Raw genomic sequence first — 24,217 nt, forward strand, 5'->3', positions numbered from 1 at the left:
ATGAAACTAGTACTAAACCTTTTTAAAATCTTTTTAATTCCACATATTGTTTTGTACAAAAGGAGTAAAAACAAAGCACATATAGATAAGGATATTGAGCGTTGGGCTACTGCAAAAAACATAAAGGGAGGAAAGATTTCTTTACTATTACATTTTTTAGCGTATTCTTCAGATTTTAGAACCATTTTTTATTACAGAAATCATGGTATCATCAGCTACATTTTAAATATTTATTGCCGAAAAGAAAAGTATTTTAGAATTGACGTAACAACTAAACTAGAAGGCGGTATTTTAACAGGACACCCCTATAGTACTATACTAAATGCAGAAAGCATTGGTGAAAATTTTTATGTGAATCATTTAGTTACAATTGGAGAAGTTAACGGCAAAAGACCAACCATAGGAAATAATGTATCGATATTTACAGGCGCTATAGTTATTGGTGACATAAAAATTGGTGATAATTGTAGTATTGGAGCTGGTGCAGTTGTAGTGAAAGACGTTCCTGATAATTGTGTTGTCGTAGGAAATCCTGGTAAAATTGTAAAACAAAATGGTGAAAAAGTATAGATTGTATAATTAGTCGTGTTTTTATACATAAAGTATATAGGGAATCATTACTCACTTACAACGAAGTTTTCGTTAATTCATAGATTAAAAATGGCGCAATCTTCTAAATGCAGTATGTTAGCGGAGTTATTATTTCATCCCTCGGAAATAAATTTAAAATTATTTGAAGTATTAAAAATAAGTACTTTAAGATAATAGATAGTTAAAAGCCAATTTTTATATAAATGGAGAAAAAATAATAATTAATATGGACTTACTCTCTAACCTACAAACCTCTATTCAAGATAATTATAATAATAATGCCCTTTGTATAAACAAAGTGTTTTATAGTTATAAAGATTTTGCTCAAGAAATATCTAATATTAGAGTTTCTTTAAAAAAGAACACCAATAAAAATGAGCGGAACATTGGTCTGGTAACCAATAATGATATACAGACTTATGCTTCCATTATTGCTTTATGGATGGAAGGAAAGGCGTATGTCCCTTTAAACCCAGACTTTCCAATAGAAAGAAATACCTCTGTAATACAACAAGCGGATATTGTAACCATTCTTGATTCATCAGAAAGCATTGTGTTTGATGGTTATAAAACCATACTAACAAAAAAATTATCCCACGTAGATATTGATTTAACACCATCGACCGTATCTGGTGAAAATCTTGGTTATATTTTATTCACATCAGGAACTACAGGCACTCCAAAAGGTGTACCAATAACTTTTAATAATCTTCATGCGTTTTCAGAAGCGTTTTGGAAGTTAAGCTATACTTACGATAATACAGATAAATGCCTACAAATGTTCGAGTTAACATTTGATTTTTCAGTAATGGCGTATTTATTACCAATATTAAAAGGAGCTTGTATATATACGATACCAAAAGACGAAATTAAGTATAGTTATATATTTGAATTAATGGAGGATTATGAACTTACCATATTGCCAATGGTTCCTTCAATTTTACACTATTTAAGACCGTATTTTGATGAGATTGATTGCCCTAAGGTGAAACTAAGTCTTTTTTGTGGGGAAGCTTTACCATTGGATGTTACTAACGAATGGAGTGAATGCATTCCAAATGCCACTATAGCCAATGTGTATGGACCAACAGAATGCACTGTATTCTGTACAGATTACACTTTTAAACGTGGTGCGCCAAATAAGACGCATAACGGTGTTATAGCTGTTGGTAAAGACATGGAAAATACCATCACTATTATTGCTGACGAAAACAACAATGAGGTTTCTGTTGGAGAAAAAGGAGAACTATGCTTAAGCAGTTTACAGCTTACACCTGGTTATTGGAAAAATGAAGAAAAAAACAAAGAAACATTCTTTTTAAAAGAACATAAAGGAGAACAAAGAAGATTTTATAGAACTGGGGATTTATGTGCTGTGGATCAAGATGGTGACATTCTATACCATGGAAGAGTTGATTTTCAAGCAAAAATACAAGGGTTTAGGGTCGAATTATCAGAAATTGAATTTCATACTAAAGCAGCATTAGATAGAGTAAATGCTGTTGCTCTAGCTATTTCTAATAACGCAAATAATGCAGAAATAGGATTAGTGATAGAATCAAAAGTTTTTGAAACAACAGCACTACTAGAAGATTTAAAAGCTAAACTTCCTCAATATATGATACCTGCAAAAATTAAATTTATTGATAATTTTCCACTTAATACCAATGGGAAAATAGATAGAAAAAAATTAGAAGAACAATTTAATTGATTAATAATAACATGGAAGCCGTAATAATAAAAGAAAAAATAAAAGAGGTTCTTGTTTCTATTTTAGAGCACGAAAATTTTGATATGCGTGACGAACTAACTGCTGCAGACGTAGATGGTTGGGACTCTTTATCTCATATGATGATTCTTACCAAAATAGAAGAGAAATTTAATATTAAATTCAAGCTCAGAGATTTGAATAAACTCAAAAATATGGGAACATTAGTTACAGTCATACAATCTAAAATTTAATTTGTAACCATGGTATTTAATTCTTTTAATTTTATTGTTTTTATAATACCAGTACTCTTACTGTATTGGATTATTTTTAAAAGATCTTCTGTATTACAAAACGTTTTTTTATTACTTGCAAGTATCTTCTTTTATGCTTTTGCAGATTGGCGCTTTTTAATTTTATTGATAGCAAGTATTTTGTTGAATTTTTATTTAGGATTAAAAATACATAATGCTGAAAAAGAAAGTAAACAAAAAATGTTTTTAAATATAGGTTTAGTCTTCAATATAGGACTATTACTATATTTTAAATATTTTAATTTTTTCTACGAAGGCTTTTTTAAAGCATTAAACCTCTTTGGGTTAGATTCCAACCATAATACCTTAAAAATATTATTACCCCTAGGTATCAGTTTTTTTACATTTCAAACATTAGGGTATTTAATAGATGTATACAACGAAGAAGTAAAACCTAATCAAAATTTACTTCAATTTTCAGTCTTTATTGCTTTCTTTCCAAAAATATTGTCTGGACCAATTGAAAGAGCAGCAAACCTTCTTCCTCAAATAGAGAAGAAAAGATTATTCTCATATAACATTTTTACTGATGGATTGAGACAAATTTTATGGGGGTTATTTGCAAAAATGGTGATCGCAGAAAAATGTGCGGAAATCGCAAATCCAATTTTTGATAACTTTGAAAATCAATCAGGGAGTTTACTGCTGCTTGGAGCATTCTTTTATGCCATACAGTTATATGCTGATTTTTCTGGATACTCAAATATGGCTATTGGTGTTTCTAAATTATTTGGTCTTCAACTAATGCGAAATTTTTCAACACCATTTTTCTCTACAAATATTAGTGATTATTGGCGTAAATGGCATATTTCCTTAACAACATGGATGATGGACTATGTATTTACACCACTTTCTTTTACATTACGGGGTTATCAGAAAAAAGGACTAGTTATCTCAATTATAGCAACCTTTATACTTGTAGGGTTTTGGCATGGAGCAAACTGGACATTTGTTTTTTATGGTTTACTTCATGGAATCTATTTTATTCCTTTGGTTTATTCTGGAAAAATGAATAAATCAGAAATAGTCGCTAAAGGAAAATGGATGCCATCTTTTAAAGAGTTATTCAAAATGTTAGCATTATTTGTTTTGATTATGTTAACTGATGTATTTTTTAGAGCAAATACAGTCACAGAAGCGTTTAACTACATAGCTTCTATTTTTTCATATAGCCTTTTTAAATTTCCAAATGAATTGTTAAGTTCAAGTTATATAATTGGCATAGTACTTATAGCCTTTTTTACTATAGTAGAATGGAAACACAGAGAAAGACTTCATGATTTTGAGATAAGTAATTACAATATCATTTTCAGATGGAGTTCATATATTTTTATTTTTTTACTGATATTATTTTTTGGTAAAAGTTCTGAAACATTTATATACTTTCAATTTTAATAAACATGAAATTAGTTTTTAAAATAATTCTATCATCATTTATATGCCTCGCAATAATTACCTTTATTCTTATAAAGTTTGGAGGACAAGTAGATAGTTTTTATAATAAATTCACGACGCCTAAGGTTAGTTCTATGATAATTGGTGATTCTAGAGCGTTAACAGGAATTAGACCTACAGTCATTAATGAAAAATTATCAGGCCAAGGATTCGAATTACCAATGCTTAATTACAGTTTTACAATTGCTCAAGCACCAATTGGTCCACTGTACAGAAAAAGTATTTTGAAAAAATTAAAACCAGACACAAAAAATGGTTTGTTTATACTATCCATTTCTCCCTTGATGCTGCTTTCTGATAGATCTCATGATAATTATAAAAATGAATTTATTGAAGCCGATTTATCACCACATAATATGGACTTCGTTGATATGAATCCAAATTATGAATACTTAATTAAAAACTATAATAGCTTTCATTTTAAAGCCATTTTTAGAGAAAATTTAATCTCACAAAAAAATGGCTGGTTACAAGACAATAATTTACCCAAAACGAAAGAAGACTATGAAAAAAGGCGAGATTGGTGGATAAATAGCTATAGTAATTTTGACAAAAGATATGCCTTTTCAGAGTACCGCCTTGCAAGCTTAGATACTCTAATAAAAACATTAAAAAAATATGGTGAAGTTCATTTAGCTAGATTGCCTGTCGATCCAATTTTCCTCCCTCTTGAAGAAAAAATGTGCCCAGGTTTTGATAAATTAGTTGATTCTTTATCCAATATGAATGATATTAAGTATTATAATTACAAAAACACAAGTGATACATATAAAACGTTAGATGGTGCACATTTAAGTAAACTTTATAGTGGTAAATTCACAGAAAGTTTGTGTGATTCTATTTTAAAAAATTAATATTATTAATAAGACTATTTTCATTAGTAAATCACAAATCTCTTAATGAAAAAAAATAGAATATGAATAGTTTAGTTCCTTTAGACTTATACTTTGATGTTTATATTAATGCATTTCTTTTTCTAGTTTTGTTTACGCTATTGCATACAAGAGTATTAAAGTTAGAGGAACCTAAAAATATAAATTTCATAAAAGTTGCAGGGGTACTTTTAGCGGTTTTTGTTATCTTATATTTAGGACAGAGGCCAATAAGTGGAAAGTATTTTGGAGATATGAGGACCTATGCTACGTATTATGAAGACTACCAGTTAGGAGCACCTATAAAAGGGACCAAAGACATCTTTTTTCATGTGTATATGAAAACGTGTTCTTACTTCTTTTCAATACACATGTTTTTTACAATTTGTGTCATGATTTACACATTACCTCTCATAAGAATTTCTAGAGTACTTTTTAAAGAATATTGGTATTATGCATTTTTTATGTTTGTAGTCTCTTTTTCTTTTTACACCTACGGGGTTAATGGTATTAGAAATGGAGCTGCAGGTTCTTTGTTTTTATTAGGAGTGAGTTATAAAGACAAAAAGGTTGTTATGGGATTGTGTTTTTTACTGGCTGTATCATTTCATAAAACAATGTTTCTCCCAATGATAGCATACGGGATTACTAATTTTTATAACAACCCAAAAGTGTTTTTAAAAGGCTGGTTAGCCTGTATTCCCTTATCATTAGTTCTGGGTAGTGTATGGATTACATTATTCGCAAACTTAGGTTTTGGTGATGATGATAGGCTTGCAGGGTATTTAACAACCCAAGCTGAAGAAGGTACATTTGCATACACAGGGTTTCGTTGGGATTTCTTATTTCACAGTTCTTTCGCCGTTTTTGCTGGTTGGTATTTTATATATAAAAAGAATTATCAAGATAAATTTTATTTTCAAATTTTAAATACATATCTAATTTGTAATGGGTTTTGGATACTCGTAATAAATGCGAATTACTCAAATAGATTTGCTTATTTAAGTTGGTTTATGATGGGATTAGTTATTATTTACCCTTTTCTCAAAGAACGATTTTTTAAAACTCAACATTTCATGATTGGTAAAGTAGTATTAACCTACTTTATGTTTACATATTGTATGTATTATTTATTCTATTGGTAATAATGAATTATTAAAATTTTATGAAAACAATTACAGTATTTACTCCTACGTATAATCGTGCCTATTGCCTTCATAAATGCTATGAAAGTTTAATAGCCCAGTCTAATCAAGATTTTGTTTGGCTCATTATTGATGATGGTTCAACAGACGACACTCAAGGTTTAGTTGAATCTTGGATTAAAGAAAATAAGATTGATATACAATACCATTTTCAAGAAAATTTGGGTATGCATGGCGGTCATAATGCAGCATATAGGCTTATTGAGACAACACTTAATGTTTGTATAGATAGTGATGACTGTATGGCAGAAGAAGCTATAGAAAAGATACTCAATGCATGGGATAGAATTAAAGACAAACCAAATTTTGCTGGTTTAGTAGGATTAGATGCAGACGAAAGTGGTGCCATCATTGGAACAAAAATTCCTGAGACCATTAAAGAAACCACGCTGTATGAACTATATAATACGCATAAAGTATTAGGAGATAAGAAATTGGTTTATAGAACAGAAGTGGTTAAAAAATACCCGCCATACCCTATTTATGAAGGTGAACGTTTTGTTCCTCTGGGCTATTTATATCAACTTATAGACCAAGATTATAAGTTATTACCTGTTAACGACGTCTTTTGTGTTGTAGAATATATGGAAGATGGTTCAAGCATGAATATGTTAAAACAATACAGACGCCATCCCAAAGGTTTTGCTTTTTCTAGAAAAAGTAGAATGCGGTTAGCAAAGAATTTTAAAGACAAATTTAAAAATGCTATTCATTATGTATCAAGTTCTATGTTCACAAAAAATGGGGCATTTCTAAAAGAGTCTCCTAAAAAAATCACTACATTTTTTGCAATTCCTTTCGGAATAGCTTTAAACTTTTATATAAGATATAAAACAAAAAACAACTTTTAATGGCTTTAATTAGAGTTTTACAAGTTTTTACGATTATGAATCGTGGAGGTGCAGAATCCATGATTATGAACTATTATCGTAAAATAGATAGAGATAAAATTCAATTTGATTTTCTGGTACACAGAAAAGAAAAGGCTGCTTTTGATGATGAAATAAAAAGTTTAGGTGGTAACATATATAAATTTGACCCCATAAGTCCTTTCGCACCAAAAAAATATTATAGCGAGTTAAGAGCCTTTTTTAATGCGCATTCAGAATATGATATAATACATTCACACTTAAATACCTTTAGTTGTTTTCCTTTGAAAATAGCCCGAGAATTTAATATCACTTGCCGAATTGCTCATGCACACATAGCTATAGATAAGGTTAATTTTTCAACTTTTATAAATCAAAAAGAAAGCCTTAAAGAAATTTTTAAAAAATTAGTCAAGTTTCAGTTGAAGAAAAAGGTAAAAAAAGATGCCACCCATTACTTTTCCTGTGGAGAAAAAGCAGGCCATTGGTTATTTGGAGACACAGCATTTACAACCATGAATAATGCAATTGATACTGATAAATTTAGATATGATGAAGTAATATCGAAAGCTTATAAAAAGGAATTTAATTTACAAAACGAATTAGTTATTGGGCATATAGGTCGTTTTGTTAGTCAAAAAAACCATTCTTTTTTATTACAAATATTTGCTGCGCTATTAAAAAGGCAACCAAATGCGACTTTGATTTTGATTGGAGATGGACCATTAAAAAAATCATTAGAAAAAGAAGCCGAAAGTTTAAAAATTACTAATAAAGTACTTTTCTTAGGTGTTCGAACAGATATTCCACAATTATGTCAAATGATGGACATCTTTGTTTTTCCTTCTTTTTATGAAGGATTACCTGTTACCTTAATTGAAGCGCAAGCTTCTAGTTTAAAAATATTTGCCTCAGATTCTATAACGAATGAAGTGCATTTAACAGATAACATCCAATTTCTTTCAATTAATAAAACTGCTGATGAGTGGGCAAATAAAATAACAGAACTGGATTCTATTGAAAAAGTAGATCAGACTGATAAAATTATTAAAGCTAACTATGATATTGTTTCAAATACAGAGCAAATACAGGAATTCTATACGCAGCAAATAACTATATAATTATGGGTAAATTCCAAGAAAAAATATACAATCACCTACCCTACCCTTTTAAGTATATATTGTTAAACATAAAAGCTTTTCAAAATACAAAGCAGCGATATACTGAAGCGTTTGATACCTATTTAAAAGAATATATTAATTTATGGAATTCTAATGAAACGACCATTAAAGAATATCAAAAAGAAAGATTAATTCTTTTACTTTCAGAAGCCTATCAATACTCAAAATGGTATGCCAATAAGATGAACGATTTAGGCATAACATTAAAAAGCATCGAAGAAACCCCCTATGATGTGCTTCAAAAAATGCCTATTCTTAAAAAATCGGAAAGAAAAACGAATGCAGACCTACTTGTAAATACCAATCGCAAAACTGATGGTGTTGGCTATACAAGCGGGACATCTGGTTCTCCAACAATTAATTATTTAGATTCGGAGTCTATAAATCGTTCATTTGCCCTTTGGAGACGATTTCATAAGGTGATTGGTTTAGATACGAAAAAAGTAAGACAAGTGCGTTTTTCTGGTAGATTGATGGTGCGTCCAGATGCAACAAAACCACCGTTTTGGGTATATAACTATTTCGAAAGGCAATTGTTAATGTCTACATACCATCTAAAAGAAGCTAATTTAATCCATTATATAAAAAAAATAAATAGTTTTAAACCCCTATTATTGGATGGATATCCTTCAGCAATTTATATACTTAGCCGATTTATAAATGAGAATAATATCACATTAGATTTTACACCAAAAGCGATAGCTGTTACAGCAGAAACCTTATATGATTACCAACGATTAGAAATAGAAAAAGCATTTAATTGCCATGTTTTTAACCAATATGCGTCTAGTGAAGGAAGTCCTTTTATAACCGAATGTGTACAAGGTAATTTACATCTAAACTTAGATTCGGGTGTCTTTGAATTTATTAATACAAATGGTGAAAAGGCAAAACCTGGTGAGGTTGCTCAACTTGTAGTGACTAGTTTTACAAATTTAAAAACGCCTTTAATAAGGTATAATATAGAAGATACTGTTTTATTAAGTGAAAAAGAAAGGAAATGCTCTTGCGGTTGTTCAATGCCTATTATAGAAAAGCTTACAGGAAGAGAAGACGATATTCTATGGACAGAAGAAAAAGGTTATGTAGGTAGGATGGATACAGCGTATAAAGGGTTAGAAGGCATAGTTAAAAGTCAGATTATTCAAGAAAACCCTCAAGAGATTCTCGTTAATTTAATAGCAGATAAAAAGTTTGATAAAAAGATGCAGGAAAGCTTTTTACATAACCTAAAAACCAGATTAGGTGAAAATATAAACTATAGTATTAATGTCGTAGATGATATTCCGTTAGGGCCTAACGGGAAGTTTGATGCTGTTAAAAGAAACTTTAAAATAGACCTTTAGCTAGCTATCACATAAAAAAACAAAAAACCAGAGAAGTTAACTTCTCTGGTTTAATTTATAAAAACTGTCAATCAATTTTAGATTGACTTGGTGTTTTAATTACATGTATTTCCTGTATCTGTAACTTCGCTTGGGTTTTGAGAACTATTATTAACGCACACAAATCTGTCAGCGCCAGTAGGCTCATATATGGTATTATTTAAAAGCGAAATGTTTGTGTGCCCTTCATAAAGACGAATACCATCAAAATCTGTAGGTCTAATAGTGTTTTCTGATATCGTTAAATTTGTAGAATTCCCTATTTGTATACCAGCAACATCATTATTGCTAAAAGTAATTCCGTTTACATTCGAAAAACTTACTTTTTCTGAAGTTTTAAAAATATTTTCGGTTACAGTAACAGAATAACTAGCATGTTCTGGTTCATTATTACTATGTGAAAAAGACATGTTTAAACTTCCTGCAGATATTTCATTTCCTTTAATTTCTACATTATTAAGCCATGTGTTACTTACACTAATACCAGCATAAGATGCCGTAATATTATTGCTATAAACTTGCGAATTTATTGTCTTGGATAATTGAATACCAATAGTTCCTCCAGAAATCACATTATCATGAACATCAATATCGTTAGAATTTAAAATAATTCCAGAGCTGTAATCTTTAATTATATTTCCAGCTATTTCGTTATTATAAACGGTATCTCCATCACCAGTTGCAAAAACAGCATAATTGGATGATGATTGTGCACCATGGAATCTATTATTAATAATTTTTGTACCATTAGTATAAGTATATGCTACTTGGGTTTCTAAATCGTTATCTTCAATAGTAACATTTTGACCTATATGTACAGAAATAGATCCTCCTCTACTTCCTGTCTCTGTATTTCCTCTGATTATAATATCTGTCGCCTTTTCTTGTTCGATTAGGGTGCCATTTGCATCACGTATTCTACCAGCTTCAACATTAATTGCATATCCTACTTCACCACCATCAGCATTTGCATCAGGCTGAGCTGTATCTGTAAAAGTACAACCTTCAATTAGTATATCACGACCATCCGTTAATGCAATACTCATTCTTCTAATATTTATAAACTCACAGTTATATACTTTCAAATTTCTAGTAGGGTTATATCCAGGCGTTGTAGTAAAGCCTATAGAACTAATACTTAAACCTCCTTTAGAGCCATCAATAAACTTAATTCCATCAAGTGTAACATTTCGTCCAGACTGTATGTAGAATAAATGACTCCCTTCTAAACCATTATCATTTGGAGAAAAATATCTTACCTTTCTATCTCCGTGTAAAACACCTCCAGTTACCGTAACATTATCTTCGTCACGTATAGAAAAAATCGCTCCATTATCTAATTCTTCAGTACTTGTAGTTGCTGGTTGTATTCTTAAATGTGAATTATCCGTCATAACCAAATTAAAATCTGAAGGGATATTTACAGCTTCCCTATGTGGATAATAATTAGTTTCAGGAGGCGTTGGTCTAGATCCTTCAAAATAAGCATCTATTGCATCTATTTTAAAAGTAGTTACACCTAATTCTTTAGCCCTAAACATTGCCGATTCAAGTATTTTATTATTTTCCCATGCTATATCAGAGGTTGTTGCGCCTTCTACAATCCCCCATCGTTTTGGATCAAAATTAAAAGTTGGATCTTTTAATTGCGGATTAGATCCCGATACTGTTAATGTTGAATTTAATAAATGGCCATCAATAACGCCATTATCACCAAAATTTAGTGTACCGTTAATTATATCACCACCTTCAAAATCAATGGTAACATTCGCAGGAAGGTTTACAGTACCCCCTCCTAGGTCTAAAATACAATCTATTATTACGGTAGTATTAGGATCTAAGTTGTCTAATGTAAAATCACACGGTGTTGTTGCATTATAATCATCGTCATCATCATCAGTATCTTCAGTATCAATAGGTGTTTCTTCCTCATTATCTATAATTGGTTCAGTAAATATTTCTTCTTTATTGCATGACATCATTGATATCATTAATAGTAATGTAAATAGCATAGTTTTTAAAGTCCTTTTCATAATAATCTTGATTTGGGGGTTAATATCTTTTCCAATAGTAAAATAATTTTTTAAAAAACCGTTTAAGTGTTCTTTTTTTTCGATAAAAAACAAATTAAAAATAATTTGTAATCGATTAAGTACAAATTTATACGATTAAGTGTTTATTGATTCCCTTAACTGATTGATATTTACGTTAAAGAGTTTAATTTGGACTTCCATATGCAAATAAAAAAAACAAAAATACCCCCTAATACCCATTATATCTATTAATTGTTAATAAGTTTTAATAACTTATCGCTATTAATATGTTAATAATCAATTGATTAAAAATAACGCAATAAAGATGCAAAAACGTATATTTTAAGTTATTTAATTGTAATCTTTAAGATCGATGTATGGTAAAATTATAGATAAAAGATTTTCTTATAATCCTTCGTTTTTGCTTTTAACTGTATCAAAATAACATAATTTTCAATTCATTAGCTGTTTATCCTAAAACTAAGCAATAGAAAGAGAAAAACAAATGATAACTAATTACTTTTATATATTTGTCACCGCACAATTATTAGGTTAACATAACCGAATTTATGAAGAAAAAAATTATTAGAGTTACTACAGTTCCTTTGTCATTAAGCGGTCTATTAGAAGGGCAATTAAAGTTTATGTCTAACTATTTTGACATATTAGCTGTGTCTTCAAAAGGAAAAGATAATGCGCTGGCTAAAGTTTCAGAATCTGAAAATGTGCCAACCATTGCGGTTGAAATGACAAGAAAAATAACACCTTTTAAAGACCTTTATGCTGTGTGGCAACTGTATAAATTATTCAAAAAAGAAAAGCCTTTTATTGTACATTCTCACACACCTAAAGCAGGAACTTTATCTATGCTTGCAGCTAAATTAGCAAGAGTTCCTCATAGATTACACACTATAGCTGGTCTACCTCTTGTTGAAGCAACAGGTTTTAAAAGATTCATTCTTAATGTGGTTGAAAAAATAACTTATAAATGTGCTACTAAAATATACCCAAATTCTTTTGGATTGGTAGATATTATTATAGAGCATAATTTCACAAATAAAGATAAACTTAAAGTTATAGCAAACGGGAGTTCTAACGGAATTGATACTTCATATTTCGATCCAGTAATTTTTGATGATGAAGTTAAACTGGAACTTAAAACAAGTTTAAATATATCTGAAGATGATTTTGTATTTGTATATACAGGTAGACTAGTCGCAGATAAGGGAATAAACGAATTGATGATAGCTTTTGATAAAATAGACAAAGAACATAATAAGATAAAACTACTGTTGGTAGGAACCTATGAAAACGAATTAGATCCACTTTTACCAAAGTCAATGGAAATAATACAAAATAATAAAAATGTTTCCTGTACTGGTTGGGTAGACGATGTTAGACCTTATTTTGCAATATCAAATGCTTTAGTTTTCCCTAGTTACCGTGAAGGGTTTCCTAACGTAGTTATGCAATCTGGAGCTATGGAATTACCTAGTATTGTAACAAATATAAACGGTTGCAATGAAATAATTGAACATGAAAAACAAGGGCTTATTATTCCTGTAAAAGATGAAAATGCAATTTACGAATCCATGAATTATATATTATTACATCAGGAGAAAGCCAAAAAAATGGGAATAAATTCTAGAACGAATATAGTTTCAAAATTTGAACGAAAAAAAGTTTGGGAAGCTTTACTTTCCGAATATCAAAAATTGTAATAACTCATTTAAGTAATTCATTTTCAATATGTAAATAGGGGTTTATTTAAACTAAAAATCTGCTTTATAACATATGCGAAATGTAAAATAATAATCATGGTAAAACTGAATTTCTGTGAATTCATGTCAAAGATTTTTAGAAGCTGAAAGCGACATGCACTAAAAATCATAGTTTTAACCACATTTGAGACCAAGTAAAAGTCAACTAGCAAAAATAACAAACCTTATGACTTCGAAACTTAAACTCTTAGGGGTCTTTTTTAAAGACGAAAATAAAAAAGAATGGTTAAGAATATTTAAAGAGTTATTCCATTTTACATGGATAAAAAAAGAAATTCCTATAGACTATTTTAGAAAATTCTTATATCGAAAAGAAATTACAGATTATAAAAATTATTTAAGTCTAAAGGAATATGTTCGCATTATTCAATCACCAAAAATGCTCATTCCAGAAATAGCTGCTATTTCAAATAATAAATTAAGTTTTTCACTTTACTGCATAAAAAATAATATACCCACCCCCAACCTTATAAGCTATAACTTAAGAAATACTTTTTTTTTAAACGATACAATTGTTTTAATAAAAACGAAGTCAGAACTTCTCACTTTTTTCAAAAACGTTTTATTTAAAAGTAAGCAAAAGAAGTTGTTTTTAAAACCCTTAGATAGTTCTGGAGGCAAGGGTTGTATCCTTTTGGAAGAAAAAAACTTAAAAAACAAAATAGAAGAATTTAGTGAGGCTTTATTAAAAAACAGTTATATCCATCAAGAAATTATAATTCAGCATCCAGTTATAAATAAAATATATTCAAGTGCTGTAAATACATTAAGAATTGATACCTATATAGATGAGCAACAAAATATTTATGTATTATCTGCACTTATGCGTTTTGGAATTGGAGGTAGCTTTATAGATAATGCCAGTTCTGGTGGCTTCTATATCTCAGTTAATACAGATACAGGTGAGCTTAAGGGAAAAGGTTGGCAAGACATTGCTAAAGGAGGACGTGAGTTTGTTGAGCACCCAGACTCCAAAACTATTTTAAATGGATATGCCATACCTTTTGTGACCGAATCTTGTGATTTGGTAAAACTAGCATGCAAAAGCTTACCAAATAGAATTGTTGGCTGGGATGTTGCTATTACTGTAAATGGACCGATAATTATTGAATGTAATAACGGACCATCCTTGCATATGACAGATGTAGCCTATGGCGGCTATTGTAAACATGAAAAAATCCAAGAAATTTTAAAAGAAATTAAAAACTAAAATGAAATTATTAATATCATTATTAGAATACCTAAGATTTATATCCTTTTGGTTTTTAGATATGATTAAGGGGCAAAAAATAAAACGACACTATAAAGAGATCTCTTATATTTTAGAAAATTTCTCTACATCTAAATCCAAAGCTCTTAGAGAAAGAAACTTAATAGAATTAATAAATCATGCTAATAGATCTACCTTGTTTTATAAAAATTATAAAACAATAGAAGATTTTCCTGTAATTAATAAAAATATTTTAAGGACTCGTATTAAAGAATTCGAATCGCAATCCTATATAAACAAAAAAACAAAAATCGTTTCAACTAGCGGATCAACTAGTATTTCATTAAAAATTAATCAAAACAAAAATAAAGTTACTAGAAACACTGCAGATTCTATTTATTTTGGAAAACTAGCAGGATTTAAAATAGGTCGTAAACTCCTATACTTAAGAAATTGGGATACTAATTTAAAAAAATCAGGATTAACAAAATTTGTGCAAAATATTGAAGAATTCGAGGTCGTTGATCTTAATGACTTATACATAAAAAGTATCATAAATAAAATTAGAAAGGATAAATCCTCAAAAGGATGGCTAGGTTATTCATCTGGTTATGAGCTTATATGTAAGTATTTAGATAAAACAAAATCCAAGCCCATAAATAGCTATGTAAAATCAATTATAGCAATGTCTGAAGGTGTTAATAAATACACCAAAGAATCTATGTACAAATACTTTAATGCACACCTGGTTTCTAGATATTCAAATAGTGAAAATGGAATCATAGCCCAGCAGGCCATTAAAAAGGAAAGTTTCATAATAAATTGGGCCAGTTTTTATGTAGAAATATTTAAACTAGATAAAGATACCCCAGCAAAAAAAGGAGAAGCAGGAAGAATCGTTGTTACAGATTTGCATAATTATGCAATACCATTAATACGTTATGATACTGGTGATGTAGGTACTATTGATTATTCTGTTACCCCTCCTATCTTAAAAAATATAGAAGGAAGAAAAACCGATGTTATCTATAATACCAAAGAAGAAATTGTGTCTTCTTTTATAATAACAAACGTTGTAGAATATAAAGGTGTTATTCAAGGCCAATTAATTCAAGAATCTCAAAAAGGATATTTGTTAAAATTAAATGTCACTAATGATTTTAAACAAGAAGTTGATGTTATTAATGAATTTAAAGGATATTTAGGTAATGATTCAGAAATAAAAATTAACTATGTAGAAGAAATTCCATTGTTAGCATCGGGAAAAAGAAAGGCTACAATAAATAATTATTCTGAAAATAATATAAGTTAATTACAAAATAAGCACCTTACCGATAAAACAATAGTGAAGAACGGATTTAACAATTTGTGAAGATATAATTTTATAGATAGTCATATATTTGATACTGAATTATTAATAGCAGCAAAAAAACAAAGTATAAGTTAAACCGTAGAATTTGTATAAAAAAATAGTAAAGCGACTATTAGATTTTCTTTTTGCCCTTTTAGGATTAATTCTATTTTCTCCTTTATTAATAATTGTGGCACTTTTTCTAACAGCTTCAAATAAAGGCACGCCATTTTTCTTTCAAAAAAGACCTGGTAAAAACGAAAAAATCTTCAAAATTGTGAAGTTCAAAACAATGAATGACTTAAGGGATAAGGAAGGGAATTTATTACCCGATCACGATCGTATTACAACCTTAGGGAAATTTGTTAGAAAATATTCATTGGATGAGATTCCTCAACTTTTTAATGTTCTTATAGGAAATATGTCTTTAATAGGGCCTCGCCCACTCATTATAGAATATTTACCAGTTTATAATGAAACACAAAAAAAACGTCATAACGTAAAACCTGGTATCACTGGCTGGGCTCAAATAAATGGTAGAAATTCTATAACATGGAAAAAAAAGTTTGAGTTAGATGTCTGGTATGTTGAGAATATTAGTTTTCTATTAGATTTTAAAATACTAATACAAACTTTTGTTAAAGTAATACAGAAAAAAGACGTAAACCTCTCTAATGAACTAACATCAGAGTATTTTAATGGTAATAATTGATTTTTGATTATGAGTAAAGATTTAAGTGTTACTGGAATTACAAAAAAAATGCTTCGGGATAGCATTGAACAAAACACCTACTGGAAAGGTGGTCTTTCTCCTTTACCAAAAAGTAAAGCTATATGGCTTCTGTCTAATACAAGAATTAAAGAGGATGACTACTGCTGTATTATAACTACAGAAAATCAAAAAATGGTGTCGTTCATTTTCATGATTCCAGATTTTTTAAACAAACAAAACGAACAAATAGAGAAAGTATATTGGATGATTTCATGGTGGGTACATCCGAAATATAAAAAAACAGTTCTTGGAACGTATACATTTTCTGAAGCATTAAGATTAGCTGATAATAAAATAATAATAAAGTCCTATGCCGAGCATATTGAAGGTTTTTATGAGAAACAACCTTTTACTGTTATTGCATCAAGATTAAGATATACCATATTTTTAAGCGTAGACCCTTCTATGCTAGTTGGCAGGTTTAAATTTTTAAAACCATTTAGATATTTTCTTGATAGGTTTGATTACATCGTAGCCTCAATTATAAATAAAATCAACTATAATAAGCTAAAGAAAAATACTAAAGATTTGGTATATGATTATATAAACGAATTAGATGAAGATGCATGGCATTTTATTGAACCTTTATGCAAAAACGATTTAATTATAAAAACGAAAGAATATATAAATTGGCAAATAGATAATAAACAATATACCCAAGTTGTTGTGCCTAAAAATCAACAATATAAATCTTTAGAAACAGGCATTAGTAACAACATATATATACACAATTTAAAAATTATAAAAAACGAAGAAGTTATAGGTTTTTTATCTTACATAATAAATTATAATGAATTTAATGTAAAATATTTTATAGTTGAAAAAGAAGAAAATTACGATTTATGCATAGATGCATTAATTGATAATTTTATTAAAAAGAAGACTAAATTTATATTTACAGATGATACTAAACTAGCAGAAAATATAAGAAAACGTTTTTTCACTGTTTTCACTCATAAAGTTGTAAAAAAAGGACTAGCTCATAACACTTTAGATTTAAGTCCTGAGAGAGTAAATCTTTTAAACAGAGACGGTCATTTTTATTAGTGATAATTGTAATAAAATATTAAATGAGATTTATAAAAAACATACAAAATTCAATAGAAAATAACAGTAATTACAATGCGCTTTGTATTAATAATACACATTTTACATATAAAGATTTTGAGATTGAAGTAAAAAAAATCAGGTATGCCATTGTTAACACCATTGAAGCCTCAGAAAAACTAATTGGTTTAGTAACGAATGATGATATACAAACGTACGCTAGTATAATAGCTCTTTGGCTAGAAGGAAAGGCTTATGTGCCAGTAAACCCAGATACGCCTCTAGACAGAAATTATCATATTTTTGAGTTAACAAAAACCAAGCATGTGATTGATTCTACTAAAGAATCAATTTATAAAGATTATAAAGTTATTAATTCTAGTGCACTACAAGATCTTTATCCAGATCTAAATCCAAAAGATTTTTCTGGAGATAACTTAGCTTATATTTTATTTACCTCTGGAACAACAGGAGTGCCTAAAGGAGTACCCATCACATTTAATAATGTTGAAGCACTTGTAGATGCTATAGATGCCGAATCAGAATTTAATCTAAATAATAAAGATAGATGCCTTCAAATGTTTGAGTTAACATTTGATTTTTCTGTTGTCACCTATTTATTCCCTTTATTGGCAGGTTCTTGCATGTACACCATACCTAAGGGAACAATGAAATACTTTTATATCTTCAAGCTCATCAAAGAAAAAAAGCTTACAGTACTTACTATGGTTCCTTCCATAATAAATTATTTACGTCCTTATTTTCCCGAGATTAATGAGCCATCTGTAAGGTATTGTAGTTTTGGAGGAGGCGCATTACATAGTGATATAGCAAAAGAATGGAGTGATTGTCTTCCTAATTGTAAGATATTTAATTATTATGGTCCTACAGAATTCACAGTTTATAGTGGTTTTTATCCATACCAAAAGGAGACACATACAAAGGCTTACAATGGAATAATTGCAATCGGAACACCCCAAAAAAACACATTATATCTTATAGTTAACGAAAATAACGAAGAAGTTCCTATTGGAGAAACTGGAGAGCTTTGCTTAGGAGGCCCACAAATAACACCAGGTTATTGGGAAAATGAAGAAAGAAACAAACAGAGCTTTTTTATTAGAAACGAACATGGAAAAAAAATAAGATATTATAAAACGGGAGATTTATGTATAAAAGATAAGGATCACGATTTTCTTTATGTCGGTAGAGCCGATTTTCAAGTAAAAATAAGAGGCTACCGCGTAGAGCTATCGGAGATAGAGTTTCATGCTAAAACCAAATCAGAAAAAAAGATTAACATGGTAGCGCTAGATGTATATAATGAACTTGGAAATGCAGAATTAGGACTTGCCATCGAATCTGACGCTTTTGATACTAACGACATCTTTGAATATATGAAAACTAAAATGCCAAGTTATATGATTCCAATGCATGTTCGATTTATTAAAGAGTTTCCACATAGCATAAATGGCAAGATTGATAGAAAAGAATTAAAAAAACATTTCGATATAAATTAAAACTATGAATAGAGAAGATATTTTAACAAAAGTAACCAACGCATTTTCAAGTGTTTTAGAACATACTAACTTTGAGCTTACCAATGAAACTACAGCTGAAGATGTTGATGGTTGGGAATCGATCACACACATGATGATTATTACTGAAATAGAAAAAACATTTAATATTAAATTTAAATTGATGGATTTAATGAATATGGACAGTGTTGGAGACTTATTAAATACCATAGAATCAGAATTGTTAATAAATTAGTAACTTGATCATTCTTATAAACGAATCCCAAAGATATAAAAGTGAAAAAAATAGTTATCATAGGTGCCTCTGGTCATGCAAAAGTTATAATTGACATCATCGAAAAACGAAATGAATATCAAATAATAGGTCTAATTGATTCTTATAAAAAACCCAGTCAAAAAATAATGGGCTATCCCATTTTAGGAAAGGAAAGTTTAATTCCAGAATTAATGGAAAAACAGAATATTATTGGTGGAATTATAGCTATTGGTGATAATTGGTCAAGAAATAAAGTTAGGGATGTTATAGAAAAAATAGCTCCAAAATTTAAGTTTTTACCAGCAATACATCCAAATGCTATTTTATGCAATAATTTAAAAATAGAGTCTGGTGTGGTTATAATGGCTGGAGTTATTGTTAACGCAGCATCTACAATAAAAGAGTTTTGTATTTTAAATACGAACTCTTCTTTAGGACATGATAGCGTTATGGATCATTTTTCAAGTTTAGCACCTAACTCAACTATTGGTGGACATGTTAATATAGGAGCATTTTCAGCTATATCTATAGGAGCTACAGTCATCCAAAATGTTACAATAGGCATGCATACTATTATAGGTGCAGGTTCATTGGTTTTAAAAAATATAGGGAATAATATTCTTGCATATGGCGTACCAACAAAAAAGATTAAGGATAGAGAAATAGGAGAACCATATTTAGCAAAATAGTATGTGGCTTTAACAAATAATAATAAACAGGTAATGTATTCATTATTTTTTAAAAATTTTATAGATTTTTTAATTTCGGTTATAGGCTTAATAATTTTATCACCATTGATTTTAATTATCATAACAATATTGCTTTTCACCAATAAAGGCAAACCTTTTTTTCTGCAACAAAGACCAGGTAAACATGGAGCTCTTTTTAAAATTATTAAGTTCAAAACAATGACCGACTTAAACTCGAATACTAAAAATGAAGTGCATAGTCTAAATCGTGTTACAAAAGTGGGGGCTTTTATAAGGAAATATTCATTAGATGAAATCTTACAACTTGTAAACGTTCTAAAAGGAGACATGAGCATTATTGGCCCCAGACCTTTATTAGTTGAGTATTTGCCTTTGTATGATGCTGTTCAAAAGACAAGACATGATGTAAGACCAGGCATAACAGGTTGGGCACAAATCAAAGGTAGAAATTCATTAAACTGGAATCAGAAATTCGAATATGACGTATGGTATGTGAAAAATTTGAGCTTAAGTTTAGATATAAAAATTTTTTTTCTAACTATTTTAAAAGTTATAAAAAAAGATGGAGTTAATACTAATGAAAACATGACTATGCCTACATGGAGAGGTAATAGTGTATAATATATTAAAAATTAAATTAATGGAAAGCAAAGTAAGAATATACGGAGCTGGTGGTCACTCTCAGGTCATAAAAGAGGTTTTAGAAATTAATAATTATATCGTTACAGAAACTTTTGATGATAAACCAGAAGGAGTTCACTACGCTTCTAAAAATGTAGCTATTGGAGCTAGAGAAAATATAAACACCTTTCCGCATGATGGTCCTCCAGTAATTATCGCTGTTGGAATAAACGCAGAGCGAGCAGAAATTGCAGATTTTTTAAACTGTACTTATGAAAAAGCCATTCATCAGTCAGCCATTATTTCTAACACATCAAAAATCGGAGATGGTACGGTTGTATTTGCAGGAGCAATTATTCAACCAAATACGTCAATAGGAAAACATGTTATTATAAATACAGGAGCAAGTGTTGATCATGATAACGTAATTGGTGATTTTGCTCACATCTCTCCTAAAGCTGCTTTGTGTGGACATGTAGAGGTTGGAGAAGGCTCCCATGTAGGTGTTGGTGCTGTTGTTATACCAAAAGTGAAAATTGGTAAATGGTGTACTATTGGTGCTGGAACCATTGTATTAAAAGACGTTCCTGATTACTCAACAGTAGTTGGAAATCCAGGAAAAATAATAAACACAAAAAAACAGAACTAGGTTTGGATACGCATAAAAAAATATCGGACATTACATTTATTGGTTCTGGAATTTCAACCTCTTTTAGTATTATAAATTTTTTAGATCAGGTTGATAACCAAGCTATCATTAATGATAGGGTATCAATAAACATAATTGAAAAATATTCTGAATTTAATCTAGGTATTCCATATGGTTCTAGATCAGGATTTTCAACTCTTTTAATAACCTCTTTAAGGAATTTTTTAATTGAACCAGAACTTAGTTTGTTTATAAAATGGTTAAATAAAAATAAAACCTGGCTTTTAGATGCCTTTGAAAAAGAGGGGGGTATTTTATCTAAAGAATGGCTTTCAAATAATGAAGAAGCTATTAGTAACAATAATTGGGAAGATCTTTTTATTCCAAGACGTTTTTTTGGCTGCTATATTAATTTAAGAGTTAATAATAAAATTGAAGCACTTAAAGAGAAAGGTCTTATTGATGTTAATTTTATTTCGGGAGAAGTAATAGATATTGAAAAAGATAACAACATATATGAAATTGTTCTACAAGACGGTTCTGAAATTAGTACTCAAAAAGTTGTTTTATCTGTAGGTTCTTTGCCTATAAACTATCTCTGGCAAAACAAACATCTTATTGAAAAGAAAAATTTAATGTTTGTAAACAACCCATACAAACCAGAATTAGGGGTAGTTTTAGATAAACTAAACAACTTTATTAATAACAGAAACGGGGAAACAACAAACATACTTATTGTTGGAGCAAACGCTAGTGCTCTTGAATTGATTTATAAACTCAATGACTGCTCAAAAACCAAGCGTAATAATACTAATTTCACTTTCCTTTCTACGCAAGGCACCGTTCCAGATGCTTTGATTAATGAAGAAAAACTAGAAGGATTTATTCCCAATCATTTAAATAAATTAAAAGAAGAAAAAAATATCACAGCAAAATTAATTGCTGAAGCTACATTTAAAGATCTTGACTATGCGGATGAAATTAATTTAGGACCAGCATCTACTGTATATATAATTTCTAAATATTTTGGGGTTTTACTTGAGACTCTTAGTGTTAAAGAACTTGAAATATTCGCTTGTCAATATGGCAATGAAATTGGGAAAAGGCAACGTTGTGCTGGTTTACATTATTCAAATGTTATAACAGAATTAGAAAAACAAAATAGATTTGAACATATTTCTGGTCGCTTCAATAATTTAGAATCAGATTTCGATGGAAATTATAATATGGAGTATATAGAAACTTCTACAAAAAATAAAAAAACACATAACAAACATTTCCATATAGTCATAAATTGTGTTGGTAGTAAAAATTTAAGCCATGACGATATACCAATACTTCATCAAAATTTAATTAAAAAAGGATATTGCACCCCTAATGAATCAAAAATCGGGTTTTACGTAAATGATTCACTAGAAGCTAATAAAAACCTTCATATAATGGGACCTATGTTAGCTGGGAATGTTATAGAAAACAAACCTGTCTGGCATGTTGAGCATTGTGGGAGAATAATATGGTTATCTAAAGTTTTATCAAAAATTATTGCTGATGACCTATTTCAAGACAAAGATTATACACCAAAAAAATATAAGCTAGAGATTAATAGTTTAAATAATGATCTCGATATAATTAAATATAAAAAAATATTAAAAGAAAATTGGAACAATAATATTTATTATGCCTACGACCATTTAAAGTATTTTGAAAATGAGACAAACTCATTAAAATACTTTCTATTTAAAGTTAATGATTCCTCTCAAATATTTATGCCAATTATTTTAAGGCAAGTAAAATCAAATGAGACTGATTCACAATATTTTGATGCTATTACACCCTATGGATATAGTGGTCCGTTATATAATGATCAAATAACTGAATTAGATTTAAAAGAATTTTGGAAGGCTGTAGATAATTGGTACAAAGAGAATAACATCATCACAGAATTTATTAGATTTAGTTTAAATAAAAATTATTTGGGTTATTCAGGTCTATTAATAAGTTCTCTTTTGAATGTAAAAGGGAAACTTTATCATGATTTTGAAAATCAGTGGCTCTCTTTTTCATCCAAGGTTAGAAATAATTATCGTAAAGCAGTTTCATATAATCTGAATATCAAAATTCTTAACTCCAATGATATTAACGAGGAACATATTAAAACCTTCTTTGATATTTATACAGATACAATGATTAGGCACGATGCGAAGTCCATATATTTCTTTTCATCAGACTATTTCAAGAATTTGATATTAAATAATTTAGATGAATTCACAATTGCAATAGTTTATTTAGATGATATTGCTATCTCAACAGAACTCATTATTAAAAACGACAATACTGTATTTGCTTTTCTTGGTGGTACTGATGCTAATTATTACAAATATAGACCTAATGATTTTTTAAGGGTAGAAATTATTAAGTGGGCCATAAAAAACAATTATAAACATTATGTCTTAGGTGGTGGATTGAAAGATAATGACGGTTTACATAAAAGTAAAAAAGCGCTTTTCCCAAAAGACGAGGATGTTACATTTTATACAGGCAGAAAAATAATTGATTATGAAGCATATGATAAACTATGTGAAAATCATTTAGAAGATTATGGTAGCATCCATAAGGAAGAATTAAAAAACTATTTTTTTCCGCTTTATAGGTTCCAAAATAGATAATTA

Annotated in this window: 21 protein-coding genes; 20 read left to right on the forward strand and 1 reads right to left on the reverse strand. The window is 29.4% G+C overall.

All coding sequences use genetic code 11. The features are described from left to right. The 9 genes from Q4Q40_RS16470 to Q4Q40_RS16510 all read left to right on the forward strand — a co-directional run bounded on the left by Q4Q40_RS16470 (position 1) and on the right by Q4Q40_RS16510 (position 9,541). Positions 1 to 570, forward strand: a complete 570-nt coding sequence (locus Q4Q40_RS16470) for a serine O-acetyltransferase (RefSeq protein ID WP_303303026.1) — start codon at positions 1 to 3, stop codon at positions 568 to 570. A gap of 247 nt (positions 571 to 817) precedes the next feature. Next, complete coding sequence (locus Q4Q40_RS16475; RefSeq protein ID WP_303303027.1) at positions 818 to 2,302, forward strand: AMP-binding protein; 1,485 nt, start codon at positions 818 to 820, stop codon at positions 2,300 to 2,302. Between the two features lie 11 nt (positions 2,303 to 2,313). Beyond that, positions 2,314 to 2,553 carry an acyl carrier protein gene (locus Q4Q40_RS16480; RefSeq protein ID WP_303303028.1) on the forward strand — a complete coding sequence of 80 codons (240 nt, stop codon included), beginning with the start codon at positions 2,314 to 2,316 and terminating at the stop codon, positions 2,551 to 2,553. Positions 2,554 to 2,562: 9 nt separating this feature from the next. Beyond that, on the forward strand, positions 2,563 to 4,008 hold the full coding sequence (locus Q4Q40_RS16485; protein WP_303303030.1) for an MBOAT family O-acyltransferase: 1,446 nt from the start codon (positions 2,563 to 2,565) through the stop codon (positions 4,006 to 4,008). Positions 4,009 to 4,013: 5 nt separating this feature from the next. Then, positions 4,014 to 4,922, forward strand: coding sequence for a hypothetical protein (locus Q4Q40_RS16490; RefSeq protein ID WP_303303031.1), 909 nt, complete (start codon positions 4,014 to 4,016; stop codon positions 4,920 to 4,922). Positions 4,923 to 4,984: 62 nt separating this feature from the next. After that, on the forward strand, positions 4,985 to 6,085 hold the full coding sequence (locus Q4Q40_RS16495; protein ID WP_303303032.1) for an EpsG family protein: 1,101 nt from the start codon (positions 4,985 to 4,987) through the stop codon (positions 6,083 to 6,085). 20 nt (positions 6,086 to 6,105) lie between these two features. Next, on the forward strand, positions 6,106 to 6,996 hold the full coding sequence (locus Q4Q40_RS16500) for a glycosyltransferase family 2 protein (protein WP_303303033.1): 891 nt from the start codon (positions 6,106 to 6,108) through the stop codon (positions 6,994 to 6,996). After that, entirely contained in the window at positions 6,996 to 8,135 is a 1,140-nt protein-coding gene (locus tag Q4Q40_RS16505) for a glycosyltransferase family 1 protein (protein ID WP_303303034.1), read from the forward strand. The genes Q4Q40_RS16500 and Q4Q40_RS16505 overlap by 1 nt, the downstream gene beginning before the upstream one ends. 2 nt (positions 8,136 to 8,137) lie before the next feature. Then, on the forward strand, positions 8,138 to 9,541 hold the full coding sequence (locus Q4Q40_RS16510; protein ID WP_303303035.1) for a phenylacetate--CoA ligase family protein: 1,404 nt from the start codon (positions 8,138 to 8,140) through the stop codon (positions 9,539 to 9,541). Between the two features lie 95 nt (positions 9,542 to 9,636). Here Q4Q40_RS16510 and Q4Q40_RS16515 read toward each other — a convergent pair whose 3' ends face one another. Beyond that, positions 9,637 to 11,613, reverse strand: a complete 1,977-nt coding sequence (locus Q4Q40_RS16515) for a right-handed parallel beta-helix repeat-containing protein (protein ID WP_303303036.1) — start codon at positions 11,611 to 11,613, stop codon at positions 9,637 to 9,639. A gap of 569 nt (positions 11,614 to 12,182) precedes the next feature. Between Q4Q40_RS16515 and Q4Q40_RS16520 the strand changes: the two genes are divergently transcribed. The 11 genes from Q4Q40_RS16520 (at position 12,183) to Q4Q40_RS16570 (ending at position 24,214) form a co-directional block, all read left to right on the forward strand. Next, a complete protein-coding gene (locus Q4Q40_RS16520; protein WP_303303037.1) occupies positions 12,183 to 13,334 on the forward strand; it encodes a glycosyltransferase family 4 protein in 1,152 nt (383 codons plus the stop codon). A 226-nt stretch (positions 13,335 to 13,560) separates the two neighbouring features. Next, positions 13,561 to 14,604 (forward strand): sugar-transfer associated ATP-grasp domain-containing protein, encoded by a 1,044-nt coding sequence (locus Q4Q40_RS16525; RefSeq protein ID WP_303303039.1) that lies wholly within the window; start codon positions 13,561 to 13,563, stop codon positions 14,602 to 14,604. Between the two features lies 1 nt (position 14,605). Then, the gene (locus Q4Q40_RS16530) at positions 14,606 to 15,916 is read left to right on the forward strand and encodes a phenylacetate--CoA ligase family protein (RefSeq protein ID WP_303303040.1); all 1,311 of its coding nucleotides are present in this window, start codon (positions 14,606 to 14,608) and stop codon (positions 15,914 to 15,916) included. 145 nt (positions 15,917 to 16,061) lie between these two features. Further along, complete coding sequence (locus tag Q4Q40_RS16535; RefSeq protein ID WP_303303041.1) at positions 16,062 to 16,667, forward strand: sugar transferase; 606 nt, start codon at positions 16,062 to 16,064, stop codon at positions 16,665 to 16,667. Between the two features lie 9 nt (positions 16,668 to 16,676). Further along, positions 16,677 to 17,774, forward strand: coding sequence for a hypothetical protein (locus tag Q4Q40_RS16540; RefSeq protein WP_303303042.1), 1,098 nt, complete (start codon positions 16,677 to 16,679; stop codon positions 17,772 to 17,774). A gap of 23 nt (positions 17,775 to 17,797) precedes the next feature. Next, the gene (locus Q4Q40_RS16545) at positions 17,798 to 19,294 is read left to right on the forward strand and encodes an AMP-binding protein (protein WP_303303043.1); all 1,497 of its coding nucleotides are present in this window, start codon (positions 17,798 to 17,800) and stop codon (positions 19,292 to 19,294) included. Between the two features lie 4 nt (positions 19,295 to 19,298). Next, on the forward strand, positions 19,299 to 19,547 hold the full coding sequence (locus tag Q4Q40_RS16550; RefSeq protein WP_303303044.1) for an acyl carrier protein: 249 nt from the start codon (positions 19,299 to 19,301) through the stop codon (positions 19,545 to 19,547). 41 nt (positions 19,548 to 19,588) lie between these two features. Beyond that, positions 19,589 to 20,257, forward strand: a complete 669-nt coding sequence (locus Q4Q40_RS16555) for an acetyltransferase (protein ID WP_303303045.1) — start codon at positions 19,589 to 19,591, stop codon at positions 20,255 to 20,257. Positions 20,258 to 20,290: 33 nt separating this feature from the next. Continuing rightward, positions 20,291 to 20,899, forward strand: coding sequence for a sugar transferase (locus Q4Q40_RS16560; RefSeq protein ID WP_303303046.1), 609 nt, complete (start codon positions 20,291 to 20,293; stop codon positions 20,897 to 20,899). Positions 20,900 to 20,918: 19 nt separating this feature from the next. Further along, positions 20,919 to 21,548: an acetyltransferase gene (locus tag Q4Q40_RS16565; protein WP_303303047.1), complete on the forward strand. Its 630-nt coding sequence runs from the start codon at positions 20,919 to 20,921 to the stop codon at positions 21,546 to 21,548. A gap of 2 nt (positions 21,549 to 21,550) precedes the next feature. After that, a complete protein-coding gene (locus tag Q4Q40_RS16570) occupies positions 21,551 to 24,214 on the forward strand; it encodes a GNAT family N-acetyltransferase (protein WP_303303048.1) in 2,664 nt (887 codons plus the stop codon). Positions 24,215 to 24,217: the final 3 nt, after the last annotated feature.

The organism is Flavivirga jejuensis, assembly GCF_030540765.1.
In the GTDB taxonomy this organism is placed as follows: Bacteria; Bacteroidota; Bacteroidia; order Flavobacteriales; family Flavobacteriaceae; genus Flavivirga; species Flavivirga jejuensis.

Coding starts and splice junctions, on each gene's coding strand:
- Q4Q40_RS16520 (WP_303303037.1), top strand. CDS start 12,183: ATGAAGAAAAAAATTATTAGAGTTACTACAGTTCCTTTGTCATTAAGC.
- Q4Q40_RS16495 (WP_303303032.1), top strand. CDS start 4,985: ATGAATAGTTTAGTTCCTTTAGACTTATACTTTGATGTTTATATTAAT.
- Q4Q40_RS16550 (WP_303303044.1), top strand. CDS start 19,299: ATGAATAGAGAAGATATTTTAACAAAAGTAACCAACGCATTTTCAAGT.
- Q4Q40_RS16540 (WP_303303042.1), top strand. CDS start 16,677: ATGAGTAAAGATTTAAGTGTTACTGGAATTACAAAAAAAATGCTTCGG.
- Q4Q40_RS16525 (WP_303303039.1), top strand. CDS start 13,561: ATGACTTCGAAACTTAAACTCTTAGGGGTCTTTTTTAAAGACGAAAAT.
- Q4Q40_RS16530 (WP_303303040.1), top strand. CDS start 14,606: ATGAAATTATTAATATCATTATTAGAATACCTAAGATTTATATCCTTT.
- Q4Q40_RS16505 (WP_303303034.1), top strand. CDS start 6,996: ATGGCTTTAATTAGAGTTTTACAAGTTTTTACGATTATGAATCGTGGA.
- Q4Q40_RS16490 (WP_303303031.1), top strand. CDS start 4,014: ATGAAATTAGTTTTTAAAATAATTCTATCATCATTTATATGCCTCGCA.
- Q4Q40_RS16485 (WP_303303030.1), top strand. CDS start 2,563: ATGGTATTTAATTCTTTTAATTTTATTGTTTTTATAATACCAGTACTC.
- Q4Q40_RS16470 (WP_303303026.1), top strand. CDS start 1: ATGAAACTAGTACTAAACCTTTTTAAAATCTTTTTAATTCCACATATT.
- Q4Q40_RS16500 (WP_303303033.1), top strand. CDS start 6,106: ATGAAAACAATTACAGTATTTACTCCTACGTATAATCGTGCCTATTGC.
- Q4Q40_RS16515 (WP_303303036.1), bottom strand. CDS start 11,613: ATGAAAAGGACTTTAAAAACTATGCTATTTACATTACTATTAATGATA.
- Q4Q40_RS16565 (WP_303303047.1), top strand. CDS start 20,919: ATGGAAAGCAAAGTAAGAATATACGGAGCTGGTGGTCACTCTCAGGTC.
- Q4Q40_RS16545 (WP_303303043.1), top strand. CDS start 17,798: ATGAGATTTATAAAAAACATACAAAATTCAATAGAAAATAACAGTAAT.
- Q4Q40_RS16475 (WP_303303027.1), top strand. CDS start 818: ATGGACTTACTCTCTAACCTACAAACCTCTATTCAAGATAATTATAAT.
- Q4Q40_RS16510 (WP_303303035.1), top strand. CDS start 8,138: ATGGGTAAATTCCAAGAAAAAATATACAATCACCTACCCTACCCTTTT.
- Q4Q40_RS16480 (WP_303303028.1), top strand. CDS start 2,314: ATGGAAGCCGTAATAATAAAAGAAAAAATAAAAGAGGTTCTTGTTTCT.
- Q4Q40_RS16560 (WP_303303046.1), top strand. CDS start 20,291: ATGTATTCATTATTTTTTAAAAATTTTATAGATTTTTTAATTTCGGTT.